Raw genomic sequence first — 16,302 nt, 5'->3', positions numbered from 1 at the left:
GGGTTCGAGCCATGATCCGTCGCTCCCGACGCCCACGGACGCATGAAGGCCCTGGCCGAGCTCTACAGGGAATGCCGTAAACGCTTCGAGAGTCCGCATTGCCCCGGCTTGCGGATCTGTCGGATCCCGAGCTGGCGGTCTACGGACCATCCCAGGATGGAGGTTTTGTCATGGCTTCCAACATGAAGTCCGTCAGCCATTCACGTACATGGACATTCTTTCAAGGCCAATGGCACGAGGGCAACGTGCCGATCATGGGACCGCGCACCCACGGGCTCTGGCTCGGTTCGACCATCTTCGATGGCGGGCGCGCCTTTGAAGGCGTTACACCCGATCTCGATCGTCATTGCGCCCGCGTCAATGAGTCCGCGGTCTACTTCGGCCTCAAACCGGTCGTCGATCTCGATATGTGGCTTGGACTGGCGCGTGAAGGTATCGCGCGCTTCCAGTCCGATGCCGAGCTCTACATCCGCCCGATGTACTGGCCGCAAAACGGCGTCGGCGGCGGCGTGCTGTTCGATCCGGAAACGACGGACTGGTGCCTTTGCATCTACGAAGCGCCGATCCCCAAGCCGGTCGGCAGCGCGATCACGCTGTCGCCGTTCCGCAGACCGACCGCCGAATCCGCGCCTGTTGGTGCCAAGGCCTCCTGCCTCTACCCGAATTGCTCCCGCGCGCTCATCGAGGCCGCCTCGCGCGGCTTCCAGAATTGCCTGATGCTGGACATGCTCGGCAACGTCGCGGAGTTTGGCAATTCCAACGTATTCATGGCCAAGGATGGCGTTGTCTATACGCCGGCGCCGAACGGCACGTTCCTCAACGGGATCACGCGGCAGCGCGTGATCGAACTTCTGCGCGGTGATGGCATCACGGTGTTGGAGGCGACGCTGCGCTATTCCGATTTCGTCACTGCAGACGAGATTTTTTCCACCGGCAATTTCGCCAAGGTCGCCCCCGTGATCCGGATCGACGATCGCCAACTCATGCCCGGGCGCTTTTATGCGCGCGCACGAAAGCTCTACTGGGATTTCGCACACGGGATGAAGCTCGCGGCGTGAAGGCCGTTGCTGAACCGATCCACCGAGCTGCTCCTTCATCGATGCTTCATCGCTCGGCCGCGACTTCTCGGCCGGTCAGCGGAATAGTTAACGGTGCAAGGAGTTACCCCTTTTGATCCGCAGCACAACTCTATGGAGCACGCGAAAGCTTCGGAGCAGACATCTATAAATGCAATGCTGGTTGGCGGCAGGGGTTTTCCTCGCCAACGAACGTTCCGAAGTTTTTCACCTTAAAAGAAGGGGTTTTTCCCATGCTGCGTTACTACATCAAGACCACGGAAGCCTTGAAGCGTCTGCGCACGGACCAGGACGGCGTGGTGTCGTTCGAGTACATCATCGTCGCGGCCTGCATCATCGGCGCAGTGTCTGCAGCGTTCGGTACCGGCGCGACCGGTGCCATCGGGACGGCGCTGACCGGCGGGATCGGCAAGATCACCGCGGCTTTCACCGCGGCCGTATAAATACGGCTCCTGGAGGGGGGCATCGGAATATGCCTCCCGCTTAGGATTAGTCGTGGCCGTGCATCTTCCGAGAAGGACGTTCTCCTATGTTGAACTATTACAACAAGACCACCGAAGCCTTGAAGAACCTGCGCACGGATCAGGACGGCGTGGTGTCGTTCGAGTACATCATCGTCGCCGCTTGCATCATCGGCGCAGTGTCTGCCGCGTTCGGTACCGGAGCAGGTGGTGCTATCGCGACCGCGTTGTCGAATGGCATCACCACCATCACCACCGCCTTCACTGCAGCCGTGTAGTGCAGGCATCCGACGCCGGAAGGGGCACCGGAATGTGCCCCTCCGCTTCTTTTCTCGCGTGACCCACTTTAAGTTTTTTGATTTTCGCTCGCTGGTGTTGAGGCTGCATTTCGTGAGCTGGATCGTTCCCATAACCTCGTCGTTTGAAATCCTGCTGTTGCTGTATGTCGCAACGATTGATGTCGCGACTCGCCTGATCAGAAATGACATCTGTCTGGTGCTGGCGCTCCTCGGGGTCGTCGGTCAACTGGACAGCCCGATGCAACTCCTCGAATCCCTGATCTCTGCGGCGATCTTGTTCTTGCTGCTGTTCATGATCTACCAGCGGGGACTGATTGGTGGTGGCGATGTCAAGCTGCTGGTCGCTTTGGCGATCGGCCTCCCTCTTACAGGCGTGATTCAGTTGTTGACCATCACCGCGCTGACCGGTGGTGTTCTTGCCCTGGTGCATCTGGTGATGCGCCTCCTGCCATATCCCAGACTGGCGCCCGCCGGATCGTCGTTCGCGCGCCGCGTCTACGCGATCGAACGTTGGCGTCATTTGCGACACGCGCCGCTGCCTTACGGGGTTGCCATAGCGTGCGGTGGTGTCTGGACCGTCTTTAGCAAAGGACTTTGACATGTCATCCACTTTGCGCCTCTCGATCATCATGGTTTTTGTTTTCGCGACCGTTGCGCTCGGGCTCATCGCCTACAACATGAACCTGCCGAAAGCGCAGGCCCCGACCGCACAGGTCACCGAGAGCGTTCCGGCGCCTCCTCCTGTCGGGTACTTTGTCGCGGGACACCCGCTCGCGAGAGGGACGCTGGCCCGCGATGAAGATTTCACGGTACGCATGGTGCCGTCGTCCGATGGTGTTCCTGCAGGCGCGATCGTTGATACGCCTGACGCCAGGATCGGACTTCGCGGATCTCTGGTCCGCAACTTCCTCGACACCGGCAGTCCCGTCACGTCAAAGGACATATTGCGCCCGCGCGAACGGGGTTTTCTCGCCAGCGTGCTGGCGCCGGATAGCCGCGCCGTCAGCATCAACGTCGACGCCGCCTCCGGTGTCTCGGGCCTGATCTCGCCCGGTGACTATGTGGATGTCGTGTTGACCCAGCAGCCGACGACGCCGACAGGCGAGAAGCAGGATCTCGATCACCAGCATGGCGCGCTGAGCGAAATCGTCGCTCACAACGTTCGGATTGTCGCGACCGACCAGGAGATCGTGCAAGGTGGCTCGGCCAGCAACTCCACGGCCGGGAAGGTCGCGCGCACCGTCTCGTTGGAGCTCGCGCCCGAGCAGGTCAAGAAGGTCATCATCGCAGGGCAGCTCGGAAAGCTTTCCCTGGCCGTACGGTCCGCGGTCGATCGACAGGATACGGGGGAGACGGACGCGACGGTCGTGATTTATTCACGCAATAACAGCACGAAATATTCGGTCAGGAAAGACGATGCAGGGATTACGCGCACGGCGCTGATTGGTGATGCGTCGCCGACAAGTGCTCCGTCAACTTCGGTTGCGTCGGCCGTATCGTCACATCGGTAAAGGGGGAGGCAATGGTGATCGCCAACATAGCAGTAGTCAGTCCGCCTGAAGAAGCAGCGTCCGTCGTCACGCGCAACCGGATCGTCTGTTTCGTCAATGACGAGCTCAGTGCAGCCGCTCTGCGCAAAGGCCTCGAAGGCACTAACCTGTCGATCCGGCGTGGCACGATCCGCAATGCCATCAGGATGCTCGAAACCGACACCGAACTGTTTGCGCTGGTGACGGACATCAGCGGGATCGATGATCCATTCACCGAACTGGAGAGGTTGGCCGGCGTCTGCCCACCGGACGTTCGGGTGGCTCTGATCGGTGAAAGTAGGGAGATCACCTTCTACCGCGAGCTCATGGAAATCGGGTTGACGGAGTATCTGCCGAGGCCGCTGACCCGCGACATCGTGCTGGACCAGCTGCGCCCGAAGCTGCTTGGCGACGTGGCTCCCGGTCCGACCGATCGTGGCGGGCACGTGATCTCGATCTGCGGTGCGCAGGGGGGCGCCGGAGCGACGAGCATCGCCATCAATCTTGCGCTGCAATTGGCCGAAACCACCAAGGCCAAGGTCGCGCTGCTCGACCTGCATCTCCAGGGGGGCGAAACGGCAGTGATGCTGGGTGTTCAGCCCGGGCCAGGGTTGCGCATCGCGCTGGAAAATCCGATGCGGGCGGACACGCTGTTCCTCGAACGCGCGGCAATTGAGGTCAATGAGCGGGTTTGCCTGATTTCCGCCGATGAGAATCTCGATGCGCAGCTGAATATTACGGAAGCGGGGGTGAGGCACGTGTTGGGTCTGCTCCGCCAGCGGTTCAATTACATCGTTGTCGATGTGCCAGTCCCGTTCCCGCCATCGATCCACCCGGTGATCACTCTCTCCCGTCACGTGCTGGTGTTGCTGGAGGCGGAAGTTACCGGACTTCGCAATGCCCATGCACTCCGCAACGCCGTCACCAATATCGCCGGCAAGGATCGGGTCTTCACCTTGCTCAACCGCGCCGGCCGTCCCGGCGGCCTTCCGAAAGCCACGGTCGTCAAGGCCTTGGGCGCTGAACCAGACATGGTCATTCCGGATCTCGGCAAGGGGATGACCCAAGCCGTGAATCTCGGAATTCCGGCTCTCAAGCACGTATCGGGACTGCGACGTCACCTCGCCCCGATTGTCCGGGAGATCACCGGTGTGGGCGCTGGGCGGCAGGGATGGTTGAGGAGGCTGCTTCGGCTATGAAAAAATTTGGTAGGCGAGAAGACGATACGCCAGCTCGTTTGCCTGCATTGACGGCGGGTTTGCCTGCCTCAATGCCGAGCTTACCGGCATCTACGCCAAGCTTGAGCGCATCTGCAAGGCACGAAGAGCCCCCTAGCCAGGGGCCCGTGATGCCAGCTTCGCTGCGTGAAAGGGTCATCGAGCAGATCGAACCGTCGGTGGCCGCGACTGTTTCGCGCGATGTGCTTCGGCGGCAAATAGAGGAAATCATCCACGGCATCGCCAACGAGGACCGGCTCGAACTGTCTGGCCGCGAGCAGTTGCAATTGGCGGACGAGATTGCGGACGACATGACCGGCTACGGGCCTCTGCGTCCGCTTCTGCTGGATCAAACGATCAACGACATCATGGTCAACGGACCGAGTAATGTCTACGTCGAGCGAAACGGCAAGCTCGAACGGATCGCGGTGCGATTCCGCGACAATGATCACATCGCATCGGTGGCGCAGAAGATTGCAGGGCAAGTCGGGCGTCGAATTGACGAATCCAGTCCGATGGTAGATTGCCGCCTGCCGGACGGTAGCCGCGTCAACATCATCTTTCCGCCGCTGGCGATTCATAGTCCCTGCATTTCGATCCGAAAATTTCCGAGCCGCCGCTTGGATACGGCCGGCATGATCGCAAACGGGTCGATGACCGCACCCGTCGGACAATTGCTGGAGATCGCGGCCCGATCCCGGCTCAATGTTCTGGTCTCGGGTGGTACCGGTTCCGGCAAGACGACGCTGCTCAACGCCATGAGCCAATTCATCGATCACAGTGAGCGCATTGTGACCGTCGAGGACGCAGCGGAGCTCCAGCTTCAACAGCCCCATGTGATCAGCCTCGAGACCCGGCCTCCGAGCCTTGAGGGCACCGGGCAGGTGACGCAACGCGATCTGGTGTGGAATGCGCTGCGCATGCGTCCTGACCGCATCGTCGTGGGCGAGGTTCGCGGCGCTGAAGCGTTCGACATGCTGCAAGCGATGAACACCGGCCATGATGGTTCGATCTCCACGGTGCATGCCAATAGCGCCCGTGATGCAATGACCCGTATCGAAAACATGGTGCAGATGGGACAGCCAAATCTGCCGCTGCGGGCGATCAGGTCTCAGATCGTCGCTGCGCTGGATATTATCGTGCAAGTCGAACGCATGCGGGATGGGCAGCGTCGCGTCATCCAGATTTGCGAGGTGGTCGGTCTGGAGGGTGACGTGATCACCACCAACGACATCGCCGCGTTCGAGTACGAACACGAGGATGTTCACGGGCGCCTATCGGGCACCTACAGGTCCACCCCGGCAGTCCCAAAGTTCAAGAGCCGTCTTACCTATTATGGGCTTGATCGAGCCTGGGCTGAGGCTATGAGGCAGCTGTCATGATGGAGTTCTTGACGACCGGTGATCTGGTGCTCCTGGTATGCGCAGCAGTCGTGACGCTGTGGCTCGACGCACGACAGCGGCGCATCGATCGTCAGGTAGCGAAAGCGCTGCCGGTCTCAGATCCGGCGAACCTCCCTTCCATACGGCGGTTGGAGGCCGGGTCCCGCTGGGACTTTGTCTTCCGCGCGGTCAGTTACAAGCCCGGGATAGCTTACGCTTTCCACCCCGCTTATGTGCTATTTGCCGGTCTGATAGCAGCAGTGGCAATCCTTTACGCCAACAGCGTGCTGAAATTTTCCTACGTCTACGCTTATCCGGTGGCGGCAATCGTAGCGATCTTGGTGGTGCGCGGTCTGTTCGGATGGCAGCGACACCGTCTCGCCAGCCAGCTTTTTCGGCAACTGCCCGATGCGATCCAGCTGGTGATCAGTACCGTTCGATCCGGGTTGCCCGTGACCGAAGCCTTTCGGACCATCGCGCGCGAGATGCCGCAACCGACGGCCGGGCAGTTTGCCATCGTCTGCAGCGAAGTGAGTGTGGGGAGACCTCCGGACGAGGCTGTCGAAGCTGTCTATCGGCGAACCCAGGTGACGGAATACGGGATCTTTGCAGTCACACTTGCAGTCCAGCTGAAGTCGGGTGGGAGCTTGACCGAAACCCTGCAGACATTGGGAGATACCGTGAGGCAGCGTGTTGCGCTCGCTGCGCGCGCGAAGGCTCTGGCTGGAGAGGTGATCTTTTCCTCCCGCGCGCTGTCAGTGTCGCCCGTCATCGTCGGTGGGCTGCTCTACGCGATTAATCCGGAAACCGTGGATCTGCTGCTCTATGATCCCACCGGAAACAGGCTGCTGGCTTACGCCGCAGCCTCGGTGATCATCGGGTCCCTTGTGATCCGTTGGATGGTCAGGCGGGAGACAGCGCTATGACTTTTGGTCTCGGCTTGGTGGCTCTCGCCATAGCATTTGCGACAGCGGCCTTCGTGTTGATCATCCACGAACTGCACATTCGTACGTTGAACGTACGGGTGTCGAATGCCGTGTTGGGCGTCCCTGGCCGGTCCGCGCCCCTCCAGGACGTCACCGGCTGGCTTTCGTCGCTCGGTGCGCGGTATCGGCGCTTCTACTCTGCGGAAAATCTCGATCAGCTCCGAACCATCGTTCAATCGTCGGGCTTGAATCCTCATCGAAGCTTGTCGATCTGGATTGGAGCCAAAACCGTCAGCATGTTCTTGTTCCCGATCGTTGCCTTGTTCGGTGCGCAGCTTCTTGGGAAGCCGTTGACCGATGTGTTGGTCTTCAGCCTCATTGGCGTGGTGCTCGGAATCATGGTGCCACGGTTGGTCCTGTTGGTGCTGGCGCGGCGTTTTAACGCCGGCATTCGGCGAGGCACGCCTGACATGATCGACCTGCTGGTCGTCTGTAGCGAAGCAGGAATGGGTCTGGAGAGCGCGCTGGAACGCGTCGCAGAGGAAATGAAGCAGACTGATCCTGCCATGGCCCGGGTCTTGTACGGCCTTCTTGATGATCTCCGGATATTGCCAAATCGCAGCGAGGCATTCGAAAAGTTGGGATCGACGTCGGAAGGGCTTCGCAGGTTCGGCACCATGGTCAGCCAAAGCCTGCAATACGGAACGCCGCTTGGGCAGGCTCTGCGCAGCATCGCTATCGATCTACGGCGAGAACGTATCACCAAGCTGGAAGAACGGGCGCACAAGCTCGGCGCCAAGCTGACCATTCCGATGGTGCTGTTCATGCTTCCGGCCATGTTCATCATACTTGGTGGAAGTCCGTTTCTGCATCTCGTGCGTACATTCTCCAGCATAGGGGTGAAGTAAGCCATGAGCACGATGGTCCTGTCGAAAGGCCGGTCTTACGAGTGGATCATGCAGCTGCTCGGCAGCATGTGGTTCTTGTTGTTGGGAGTTTGCGTCGCCATCAGAATTGGATCATTCACCGATCCCTGGCCATCGCTTCTGTCGAGTTTTTGCCTTGCCATTTTCTACATGCTCCTGGCCCTGTTGGTCATGAGCAGGTCGCCGGCAAAGGCGCATGCGGATGGACTGATGCCGAGAGTGGCCGCATTTCTCGGCTCCTATCTGCCGTGGACGATCTCTCTCTTCGGCAAGACCGATCACGCGCTGCCGAACCTGCTGTCCACCGCTTGCGTGCTGATCGGCATGATCATGATGCTTGTCACCATCCGACACCTGGGGCGGTCGTTCAGCCTGGTGCCGCAGGCGCGTTCAGTCGTGCAAACCGGTCCTTACCGCTGGATCAAGCATCCGCTCTATTTTGCGGAGGAGATCGTGATTGTGGGCGTGGTGCTGCAATATTTGACGCCACTCACGGTGATCGTCTTGATCCTGCATATCGGCGTCCAGGTCTGCCGGATTCTTTACGAGGAAGACCTGCTTCGGCGCACTTGCCCGGAGTATTCCAGTTACGAAGCGTCGCGTTGGAGACTGGTCCCTTATGTTTGGTGAGCGGCTATGCGTGGCAGAACCGTCATGGACATCGTTCGAAGCGCGCGTGCCCGGAGGCGCCATCGGGACGCGCTGAACTCCGCTGCGGGGCGGAGAATCTCGCTCATCTCGAATCAACGCGGCGCCGTCGCGTTTGAGACGATGTTCGTCTATGCCCTGATCGTGGCATTCCTGCTGATGCCGATCGCCGACGTGGCCGCTGCGGGCTTCCGGTTTATATCCGCGTGGGCGGCCTTGCGCTCCTTCGGGCAATACATCCAGTACAAGACCCCGCTCGGCTCCGACGGCACGGTGAACTGGGGGACAGGCCTACAGACGTCGGTGGCTGGTTATACGATCGGCAACATCCAGGTTTGGTGCGGAAGCAGTCTGTGCTCCTCCGCCAACCTGACCCAGATCCCCAAGTATTACACATTTTCGACGACGGTCACTTTGGCTCCGATCATCTGGGGACCGGTGCTGTGTCCCAACTCTTGTACATACACGCTCTCTTACTCAGAACGCTTCCAGTAGGGGGTCCCATGCGCAATCTGCTCCGCTCCCAACGAGGCTCAGCCGCATTCGCAACCGTCATCGCTCTCGTGCCGCTCATCGGAGCGGTGGGGCTCGGGGCAGAGGCCGCGTCGTGGTACGTCACCAGGCAGCAAGGACAGAACGCCGCAGATGCTGCGGCCTACGCGGGCGCCTTGCGGCTCTCATGCGATATTGCAGGTGCTGGGAATTGCGGTACGTCCGTGGATACCCAGAGCAGGGTTTTCGCGGCGCAGAACGCGTTCTGCAACACTGGCGACAGCTATTCAGGATGTGTGAGCCTCCCGAGCCAGGTCGCGCGGACTGTGCAGGTCGATATCGGCAATTTCAGCGCGGGATCGTTCACGACGCCGGCTGCCGGCACCGGCAATGCCGTTCGCGTCAGGGTCAGCCAGCAACAGCCGGCCTACCTGGTGGCGGTACTGGGTCTCGGCGGCCCGGTCAACATACCCGCTCAAGCCATCGCCATGGTTCAGAACCCGAGCAAAGTTTGCGGCCTGGCGCTTGGACCCGATCCGAACGGTGGAGGCGCACTTAAGATTGGGGGCAACGTCAGCAATAACGGAACGGGGTGCCCCCTGATGTCGGATTCGAGTGTCCAGTTTGCCAGCACTCCATCCTTCACGGGTTCGGGCTGGGGCGTCTACAGTGCAACTGGCTGCAGCCCAACCAGCACCTGCGGTAGCGTCAGCGCAACGCACAACTACTTCATGCCATCTGCGATGGACCCACTGCAGGGACTGCAGACGGCATCGTTCAACACGAGGACGAGTCCATCGACAAAACCATGCGGTGGCAACGTTACCAATGGCCAAACCTGCTCTCTGACCCCGAACAGCGCCAGCGGGGTGTACAGCGACCTAAAGGTGAACGCTGGAGGCACGGTAAATTTTGCGGCAGGCACGTACTTTTTCTACAATGCCACGATAACTTTTGGTGGAACTGTCAACGGCACAGACGTCACGCTTGTATTGCTCGGGAATTCGAGCCTCACCATCAATGGCGGGACTGTCAATCTTGCCGCCCCCACGACCAACACGTTCTCTTCTACTCTGAATGGGGTTCTGATTGACGATCAATCGACTGCGGCCGTCAGCATTGGCGGCAATGGTGTGATCAAGCTCGCGGGCGCAATGTACTTCCCCAAGGCAGACGTGTCGTTCGGCGGCACGAGTCAGCCTACCAACACGACCTGTTCAGAGGTGATCGCAAAGACGTTGACCATGACCGGCACTCCTTACTTGAGCACCGATTCATGTGCTCCGTCCACCATCGCTTATACCCAAGTTGTCGCTCTGGTGCAGTGATGAGAAAGCTCGACAATCGCGGCATGGCGTCGTTCGAATTGATCTTCGTCTTCGTGCCGCTTTTCACTTTGATTTTCGCTATTTTCGATTTGGCGCGCTATGCAATCACCATGCAGTCGCTGCGCACGCTTTCGGGCGCTAGCGCGCGGGCGATGATGGTGCAGTGCTACGCGCCGGCCGTCACGGGTTTGACACCGAATACGTCACCCTCGAGCTGCACCGGTGACTACCTGTCTGCCACGCAGAAGCAGGCGGCTGCCCCCTTCTTGTACACGAATGGCAGTTCCGCGCCGACGGTCAACACCACTGCGGGCTCCAATGCACTGACGGTGACAGCCTCTCAGGCCGGCTTCACCATGATCATGCCGATCTGGGGCACGGCACTGAACGCGCCGAGCGCCTCCACAACGATTCCGTTCTAGGAACACTGTCCTAGCACCCGCCTGCCCAAATTCCGGCCTTCGGCAGTCCTCGCCAAGCGACGGGGACTGCTGGGGTGCACTTATGCTGCAAGATGTTTCCCGTCAGGCCGAAGAGTGGTGCTCGCTGGCAACATTAAGAAACTTTCTCGGGCGCTGCGACAAGGTGGCGAGGGTCTCGCCTTGCAACGGCGCCGCGCGCAGGAAATGATCTAGAACTTCATTCGCGCCGATTGAATCGGTGAACTGTATTGCGGGGGTAAGTTGTGCCCAACCCGAGAAATTCCGAAGTAACGGATTTGTAGTGGGACCGACGTAAGCTCTGCGGTGTGGTGCGCGAAGGAGAGTTGTTGAGACGATGAGCGCGTAGATCTACGGGACCAGAACCGTGGATCGCGGCGAGGGGGAGTCGGAATGGCTGGCGGTCGCATTTCGAGAAGGGCAGGAGCGAGGCTCCTCGCCTTGAGCGCGATGGCTCTTGGCCCTGCGCTTATGCTGCTTGATTCGGTTGACCGCGCCGCGGCTGCAGAGCGACGGACGGCGTCCTCCAGCGGCGTCTTCGTCAGCGAGATGAACGAGGTCCAGCGGGTCAAGGTCACCGTCAACAAGTCACGCACCTTCAAGGTCGACACGCCTTTTGCAACGATTGTCGCGGGCTCGCCTGATATCGTCGACGTCAAGTCGCTCAGCGACCACATGATCTATGTCCAGGGCAAGCAGACTGGCACCACAAACGTCATATTATTTGACTCCTCGATGAAGCAGATCGGGATCCTCGACGTCGAGGTCGTGATCGATACCGGCAATCTCGAGCAGAACATCCGGTCCAGCACTGGCATGCGGGGCGTTCGCGTCTCGGCCTCCGAGGGGCAGGTGGTGCTCAGCGGAACCGCAACCGACGCGGTCTCGGCCGAGCGGGCCATGGCGATCGCCACCAGCACCGTTGCGAAGGGCGGAGTCGTCGTCAATGCGATGAGCGTCGCGGCGCCGCAGCAGGTGATGCTGGAGGTGCGCTTCCTCGAGGTGAACAGGGACGCCGGGCGCGACCTGGGCGTCAACCTTTATGCGGCGAATGCCAATGGCACCAATGTGGGGAATACGGGCCTGGGCGCGGCGACGGCGAGCCGACAGCCGATCGGTTCGCCTTCGGGGTCAGGCAGCCTTCCGGTCCTCGGAACGATCGGGACACTCGTCGGCACCGCAGGTGGTCTGGCACCCACGCCATTCGGAAGCCTGTTGACCAGCATCGTCCGAACCAGCAATGGCGGCTCGGTGGACTTGTTGATCTCGGCGCTGGAAACCAAGGGATTGGCTCGCCGGCTGGCGGAGCCGAACTTGACCACGCTGTCCGGCGATGCCGCTCGCTTCCTGGCCGGCGGTGAATTCCCGGTGCCTGTCGCGTCAACCGCCGGCACCGCTGGCCTGGTCCCGACGGTGACGATCGAATTCAAGAAGTTCGGCGTCGAGCTGGCCTTTGTGCCCACCGTTCTCTCGCGCGGCGTGATCAACCTTCGGGTCGAGCCGTCGGTCAGCGAACTTGATTTCTCCAATGCGGTGCAGATTGCCGGCACGGTCATTCCGGCGTTGACCCGCCGCGACGCGCGGACCACGGTCGAGTTGCGCGACGGCCAGAGCTTTGCGATCGCCGGCCTGCTCCAGACCCGCAACCGGCAGGACGTTTCGCAATTGCCCTGGATCGGCTCGGTACCGGTGATCGGAACCTTGTTCAGCAGCAAATCGTACCAGCAGCAGGAAACCGATCTGGTCATTATCGTCACGCCGCGCCTGGTCGCGCCGGCGGCACCTGGTCAGCAGCTGGCATCCCCGCTCGACTCCCGCCTGCCGGCCAACGACGTCGATTTCTTCCTCAACGGCCAGATGGAAGTCCGCAAGCGTTACAACGACTACGTCAATTCCGGTGGCGACGTGAAGGGTCCGTATGGCCATATCATCGCGCCTGAAGTCAGAGCGCCCGTTCCGGCGCCCGCCGCTGTTGTCACCGACCAGCCGGTCGTCAAGACTCTCAACTGACGGAGCGAGAGATGACCATGAGATATCTGGCTCTGTTCGCGCCTCTCCTGCTCGGCGGATGTTACGGCCTCGCCGGTCATGATGAGATGGACCGCTATTTCCAGCGTTCAGACACCATCACCATGACCGCCGGTGATGCCAAACAGGTCAACGCCGTCACCCACACCATCAATCCCTGGCCGCGAAATGTGAGTGATCGCAGGATTGCATACGACGCCCGGCGCGTGGGAGCCGCCGTCACGCGCTATGGCAAAACGCAACAGCCGGTGGATCAGCTTCCTGATATCTCGCCTGCGACGAGACTGTTGGGTCAGCAGCCTCCGATTACCCAGAATGTCAACATCGAAGGACTGCCGCCTGGATCGAACGCCGGAGTGTCGGTGCCGGTTGGCGGAGTCAGCGGAGTAGGAAGCAGGTAAAGGGGCCAAAGATCCTTCGCTTTGGATAGTTCAACGATGATATTTCAATGCGTCCGCGGAGCCGGGCGGGGACAAGGGTTATGCGGCGCATCATATTAATATTGACCTGTTGCTTGTTGGGGACAGTCCTTGCGGGCTGCGAGCAAACATTGAGGGACGCTGCAATCGTGGCTCCCGTGGATCCGCCGGGCGGGGACCCGGTGCAGGAGCCGACCGACGTCAAATATTACCCATCGGACGAACCCGTCCGGCTGGGGCTGGAGCACTACAATCGCGGCAGTTACGGGCTTTCCCAGCGCTATTTCAAGGACGCCGTCGAGAAGTCGCCGAAGGATTTGACGGCCTGGATTGGGCTCGCAGCGAGCTATGACAAGTTGCGCCGCTTCGATCTGGCTGATCAGGCCTATGCCCAAGCGATCCGGCTGGGAGGCGAAACTGTTCAAATTCTGAATGATCAAGGATACTCGTACATGCTGCGCGGCAATCTCAGCGCGGCGCGGCGAAAGTTTGAGAAGGCTTATTCGCTGGATCCTGGCAATCCGGTCATTGCCAATAACCTCGAACTGCTGAACGGCAGCCGCAGGTTCATCGAGAGGCCGCCGAATAACCAGCCTTGATACCTTGACTGCGACCGTGCGCGATTACCCATAGGGCGATGGGGAGGCGATTAAGATCGAATCCTAGTTCGCTCCAAGCACGGCGTCGGCCCGATGACTGTCCTTTTTGAGGATGATGATCGCGCCGTTTCTGATCGCAAACGTCGTGCCGATCAATTTGGGCAATTTCTCCGTAATAGGAGACGGGAACGGGATCGTCGGCCCGGTGACGGGATCGCCGAGGCTGATGGCTGCCGCGGAAGAACCGGCGACGGGAGCCGGCTTGATGTAGTCGCGAATGAGCTGAATCTCTTCGCGAGAGAAAAGAAGGGGAACCTCTTCAGTGCGACGTTCTCGCGACGACTGAACGTTTTGGTCGCCCGCCTTGTCGGATGCTTCCTTGCTCCTTTCGATCTGATCCAGCTTGGCTACGCGCTCCCTGAGCGCCGGCAGTTCGCGATGCAAGGCGGCTAGTTCGGATTTCACGGATTTGAGTTGCACCAGGGCCGCTGTCGCGCCAGCGCAACTCATGATTGCGAGCAGGCTCAGCAGCGCCAGCAATACGCGCTCGATATTCGCGCCCGAGCGCCCGGTCTCTTCCGGTAGTTGGCCCTGCTGGAGATGGCGGCGCCAGGTGCCAATGGCTTGCTGCGTCCGCTGCGCTAGCCTGCTCAGGACGTTGGAGCCTGGTGATGCGTCCCGCAGCCCGGAGCCGAATTTGGGGTTCAAGAAATCAGAGGCATCCGAAGTGGTCTCGTAGTCACCGTGATATGCGGCTGCGTCGTAACCTGTCACAGCCGGGCGACTGTCATTGCTTCCAGCGGGCATACGGGCATCGGCAGGCGGGGGAGCCGTTGATAGAACCCCCGGGCCTGTCTCATCGTGAGGGGCGATGAGATCTGTGTTCCGGTCAAGTGACCGCGGTTCAAATTTCTTCAGGAGCGAGCGTCTCAGTGCTGATCGATCCGCCAATCGAGTTCACCGGCAGAGTAGAGGCAAAGTCAGGATCAGGCAACTCTCGCCTCGGTTCGGCGCTCACGGGCAGCGTCTCAATAGGATAGGGCCTCCATTTGGGTAAGCCTTTTGCTGACTCACCTTCTTGCGTTGCTCGCCGCTAGTGTGAAATCGGTCGCCGTGCGCAGGCATATCGCGACGGTACACAACCGAAAACTGCGGGTTATGAGGGGTCGCGTGATATCGGTCTTTTCTCAGCCTTGGTTCGTCGACACCGTGTACAGGAAGGGGCACCGTGCAGCCAAAGCATTCAACAAATCGGGCAGGCTAGTATGTGTTTTTCCGTACCGCCAAAGAAAGATATTGGGTCTATTTTCAAAAGTGACAAGTTTAAATGAATGGAGGCGCCTTAGCTCGTTTGTGTTTCTCGATAAAGACATAAGCGACGACGAGAAACGAGGTGCGGTAGCCGACATCATAGAGCAGCTTCCTAGATCGATGGCTCATTGCCAATTCATCTTAGATGATGATTCAGGCATCGTCCGCGATGCGCTCACCAAAGCTGGCTTTGAATGCATCAAGATGCCCAAGTACGTCCGATCGCCCAGCAGCGGACAAGTTTGCGAGCGTGTCATTGCGTATGCGCAAGCCAAAGACAACGTGATGAAAACCATTTCAAAGGACGGAAGGGCCAGATACCGAGCAACGCTACAACAAGCAAAGATAGAAACTATCTCAGCATCGGACTTTTGTAAGTTCTACGAGAGCAACCTTGTTCGCAAAGGCGAGCGGAGCTATTCCCCGCTGGCCATCGCGGAAACACTCATCGAGAACGCTCTCCGCCGTCAGCAAGCGCTCGCGCTTGCAGCAAAAGATAAAGATGGCATAGAAGCTGCGGCCATTTTCCTGTTTGATTCGAAAGCTGTCTATGCATGGCTTGCGAGTAGAAAATATCATCCGCAAGTCGCGAGACTTGAGCGCGAAGATAGACACAAGAAATTTTGTATCGACATATTGGTCATCGAAGCGATGATCTTCGCAGAGATGCATGGCCTGGTATATGATGCCGAAATCGTTCCAGTTGAACGGAATGGCGTCCCCCAAAGTCCGCACAAGGTTTTTGTTAACGAGAAGATACTTCATCTGACGAGAGAAGAATCCAGATTTCTCTTCGAAAGAAAGGGGTGGTGGTATGACAGGGCATTGCTGGTTTTCCGCGCAGTAAGGGAATTTGCAATGCAAGCGGTCGATACGATCGAACGAGGATCAGACACGGCCATACGTAGATTCTAGTCACGATCATTGGCTCGTAAGCGGTGTTTTGACCGACCTTTTGCTGACGTTTGCGACCGGTGCAGGCCGCTGTAACGACAGGTTCAGATCTATGCGCGTCAGGGCATCACGCTCGATCGCTCGGCTTTGGCTGATTGGGGCGGCCACGCCGCCTTCCTGGTACGGCCGGCAGAAGCGATCCGAATGCTGTCTTGCGTTGGGAGGAGCCTGACCCGCTTCCTCGATGACAGCCGCGCCGAGATCGACTCCAACTTCGTCGAGCGCGCGATCCGGCCAATCGCCTGAATCGTAAAACGGACTCTTCGC

At 59.6% G+C, this 16,302-nt stretch carries 19 protein-coding genes; 18 read left to right on the top strand and 1 reads right to left on the bottom strand.

Going from position 1 to position 16,302, the window contains the following annotated elements; translation table 11 throughout:
* Positions 1–170: 170 nt before the first annotated feature.
* The 16 genes from BM222_RS09940 to BM222_RS09865 all read left to right on the top strand — a co-directional run bounded on the left by BM222_RS09940 (position 171) and on the right by BM222_RS09865 (position 13,770).
* Complete coding sequence (locus BM222_RS09940) at positions 171–1,058, top strand: branched-chain amino acid aminotransferase (protein WP_092228080.1); 888 nt, start codon at positions 171–173, stop codon at positions 1,056–1,058.
* A 251-nt stretch (positions 1,059–1,309) separates the two neighbouring features.
* On the top strand, positions 1,310–1,519 hold the full coding sequence (locus tag BM222_RS09935) for a Flp family type IVb pilin (RefSeq protein ID WP_092228079.1): 210 nt from the start codon (positions 1,310–1,312) through the stop codon (positions 1,517–1,519).
* An 86-nt stretch (positions 1,520–1,605) separates the two neighbouring features.
* Positions 1,606–1,815 (top strand): hypothetical protein, encoded by a 210-nt coding sequence (locus BM222_RS09930; protein ID WP_092228078.1) that lies wholly within the window; start codon positions 1,606–1,608, stop codon positions 1,813–1,815.
* Between the two features lie 103 nt (positions 1,816–1,918).
* Positions 1,919–2,434: an A24 family peptidase gene (locus BM222_RS09925; RefSeq protein WP_092228207.1), complete on the top strand. Its 516-nt coding sequence runs from the start codon at positions 1,919–1,921 to the stop codon at positions 2,432–2,434.
* Position 2,435: 1 nt separating this feature from the next.
* Positions 2,436–3,347: a Flp pilus assembly protein CpaB gene (gene cpaB, locus BM222_RS09920; protein WP_092228077.1), complete on the top strand. Its 912-nt coding sequence runs from the start codon at positions 2,436–2,438 to the stop codon at positions 3,345–3,347.
* 11 nt (positions 3,348–3,358) lie between these two features.
* Positions 3,359–4,564, top strand: a complete 1,206-nt coding sequence (locus BM222_RS09915; RefSeq protein ID WP_092228076.1) for a CpaE/TadZ family protein — start codon at positions 3,359–3,361, stop codon at positions 4,562–4,564.
* Positions 4,561–5,964: a TadA family conjugal transfer-associated ATPase gene (locus BM222_RS09910; RefSeq protein WP_092228075.1), complete on the top strand. Its 1,404-nt coding sequence runs from the start codon at positions 4,561–4,563 to the stop codon at positions 5,962–5,964. Before BM222_RS09915 ends, BM222_RS09910 begins: the two co-directional genes overlap by 4 nt.
* Positions 5,961–6,890 carry a type II secretion system F family protein gene (locus BM222_RS09905; protein WP_092228074.1) on the top strand — a complete coding sequence of 310 codons (930 nt, stop codon included), beginning with the start codon at positions 5,961–5,963 and terminating at the stop codon, positions 6,888–6,890. Before BM222_RS09910 ends, BM222_RS09905 begins: the two co-directional genes overlap by 4 nt.
* Positions 6,887–7,798: a type II secretion system F family protein gene (locus BM222_RS09900; RefSeq protein ID WP_092228073.1), complete on the top strand. Its 912-nt coding sequence runs from the start codon at positions 6,887–6,889 to the stop codon at positions 7,796–7,798. Before BM222_RS09905 ends, BM222_RS09900 begins: the two co-directional genes overlap by 4 nt.
* 48 nt (positions 7,799–7,846) lie before the next feature.
* The gene (locus BM222_RS09895; protein WP_244547081.1) at positions 7,847–8,446 is read left to right on the top strand and encodes a methyltransferase family protein; all 600 of its coding nucleotides are present in this window, start codon (positions 7,847–7,849) and stop codon (positions 8,444–8,446) included.
* Between the two features lie 24 nt (positions 8,447–8,470).
* Positions 8,471–8,959 carry a hypothetical protein gene (locus BM222_RS09890; RefSeq protein WP_244547080.1) on the top strand — a complete coding sequence of 163 codons (489 nt, stop codon included), beginning with the start codon at positions 8,471–8,473 and terminating at the stop codon, positions 8,957–8,959.
* 8 nt (positions 8,960–8,967) lie between these two features.
* On the top strand, positions 8,968–10,284 hold the full coding sequence (locus tag BM222_RS09885) for a pilus assembly protein TadG-related protein (protein ID WP_092228071.1): 1,317 nt from the start codon (positions 8,968–8,970) through the stop codon (positions 10,282–10,284).
* Positions 10,284–10,706: a TadE/TadG family type IV pilus assembly protein gene (locus tag BM222_RS09880; protein WP_244547079.1), complete on the top strand. Its 423-nt coding sequence runs from the start codon at positions 10,284–10,286 to the stop codon at positions 10,704–10,706. Before BM222_RS09885 ends, BM222_RS09880 begins: the two co-directional genes overlap by 1 nt.
* A 411-nt stretch (positions 10,707–11,117) precedes the next feature.
* Positions 11,118–12,734 (top strand): type II and III secretion system protein family protein, encoded by a 1,617-nt coding sequence (locus BM222_RS09875; protein WP_092228069.1) that lies wholly within the window; start codon positions 11,118–11,120, stop codon positions 12,732–12,734.
* Positions 12,735–12,745: 11 nt separating this feature from the next.
* Positions 12,746–13,153 (top strand): hypothetical protein, encoded by a 408-nt coding sequence (locus tag BM222_RS09870; RefSeq protein WP_092228068.1) that lies wholly within the window; start codon positions 12,746–12,748, stop codon positions 13,151–13,153.
* A 167-nt stretch (positions 13,154–13,320) separates the two neighbouring features.
* Entirely contained in the window at positions 13,321–13,770 is a 450-nt protein-coding gene (locus BM222_RS09865; protein WP_244547078.1) for a tetratricopeptide repeat protein, read from the top strand.
* 63 nt (positions 13,771–13,833) lie between these two features.
* On the opposite strand, the gene BM222_RS09860 is transcribed toward BM222_RS09865, so the two are convergent.
* On the bottom strand, positions 13,834–14,478 hold the full coding sequence (locus BM222_RS09860) for a hypothetical protein (protein ID WP_244547077.1): 645 nt from the start codon (positions 14,476–14,478) through the stop codon (positions 13,834–13,836).
* Between the two features lie 462 nt (positions 14,479–14,940).
* On the opposite strand from BM222_RS09860, the gene BM222_RS09855 reads away from it, so the two are divergent.
* Positions 14,941–15,996, top strand: coding sequence for a hypothetical protein (locus BM222_RS09855; RefSeq protein WP_143105924.1), 1,056 nt, complete (start codon positions 14,941–14,943; stop codon positions 15,994–15,996).
* A 183-nt stretch (positions 15,997–16,179) separates the two neighbouring features.
* Positions 16,180–16,281, top strand: a complete 102-nt coding sequence (locus tag BM222_RS43275; RefSeq protein ID WP_143105931.1) for an IS66 family transposase — start codon at positions 16,180–16,182, stop codon at positions 16,279–16,281.
* Positions 16,282–16,302: the final 21 nt, after the last annotated feature.

The sequence above is a fragment of the Bradyrhizobium sp. Gha genome, from assembly GCF_900113735.1.
GTDB lineage: Bacteria > Pseudomonadota > Alphaproteobacteria > Rhizobiales > Xanthobacteraceae > Bradyrhizobium.
This window is presented reverse-complemented; position numbering and strand designations above follow the sequence as displayed.

Bases quoted from the DNA above. Each gene is read 5' to 3' on its own strand.
- BM222_RS09875 (WP_092228069.1), top strand. From the start codon at position 11,118: ATGGCTGGCGGTCGCATTTCGAGAAGGGCAGGAGCGAGGCTCCTCGCC.
- BM222_RS09870 (WP_092228068.1), top strand. From the start codon at position 12,746: ATGACCATGAGATATCTGGCTCTGTTCGCGCCTCTCCTGCTCGGCGGA.
- BM222_RS09935 (WP_092228079.1), top strand. From the start codon at position 1,310: ATGCTGCGTTACTACATCAAGACCACGGAAGCCTTGAAGCGTCTGCGC.
- BM222_RS09890 (WP_244547080.1), top strand. From the start codon at position 8,471: ATGGACATCGTTCGAAGCGCGCGTGCCCGGAGGCGCCATCGGGACGCG.
- cpaB (WP_092228077.1), top strand. From the start codon at position 2,436: ATGTCATCCACTTTGCGCCTCTCGATCATCATGGTTTTTGTTTTCGCG.
- BM222_RS43275 (WP_143105931.1), top strand. From the start codon at position 16,180: ATGCTGTCTTGCGTTGGGAGGAGCCTGACCCGCTTCCTCGATGACAGC.
- BM222_RS09905 (WP_092228074.1), top strand. From the start codon at position 5,961: ATGATGGAGTTCTTGACGACCGGTGATCTGGTGCTCCTGGTATGCGCA.
- BM222_RS09915 (WP_092228076.1), top strand. From the start codon at position 3,359: ATGGTGATCGCCAACATAGCAGTAGTCAGTCCGCCTGAAGAAGCAGCG.
- BM222_RS09940 (WP_092228080.1), top strand. From the start codon at position 171: ATGGCTTCCAACATGAAGTCCGTCAGCCATTCACGTACATGGACATTC.
- BM222_RS09895 (WP_244547081.1), top strand. From the start codon at position 7,847: ATGCAGCTGCTCGGCAGCATGTGGTTCTTGTTGTTGGGAGTTTGCGTC.
- BM222_RS09880 (WP_244547079.1), top strand. From the start codon at position 10,284: ATGAGAAAGCTCGACAATCGCGGCATGGCGTCGTTCGAATTGATCTTC.
- BM222_RS09900 (WP_092228073.1), top strand. From the start codon at position 6,887: ATGACTTTTGGTCTCGGCTTGGTGGCTCTCGCCATAGCATTTGCGACA.
- BM222_RS09885 (WP_092228071.1), top strand. From the start codon at position 8,968: ATGCGCAATCTGCTCCGCTCCCAACGAGGCTCAGCCGCATTCGCAACC.
- BM222_RS09910 (WP_092228075.1), top strand. From the start codon at position 4,561: ATGAAAAAATTTGGTAGGCGAGAAGACGATACGCCAGCTCGTTTGCCT.
- BM222_RS09930 (WP_092228078.1), top strand. From the start codon at position 1,606: ATGTTGAACTATTACAACAAGACCACCGAAGCCTTGAAGAACCTGCGC.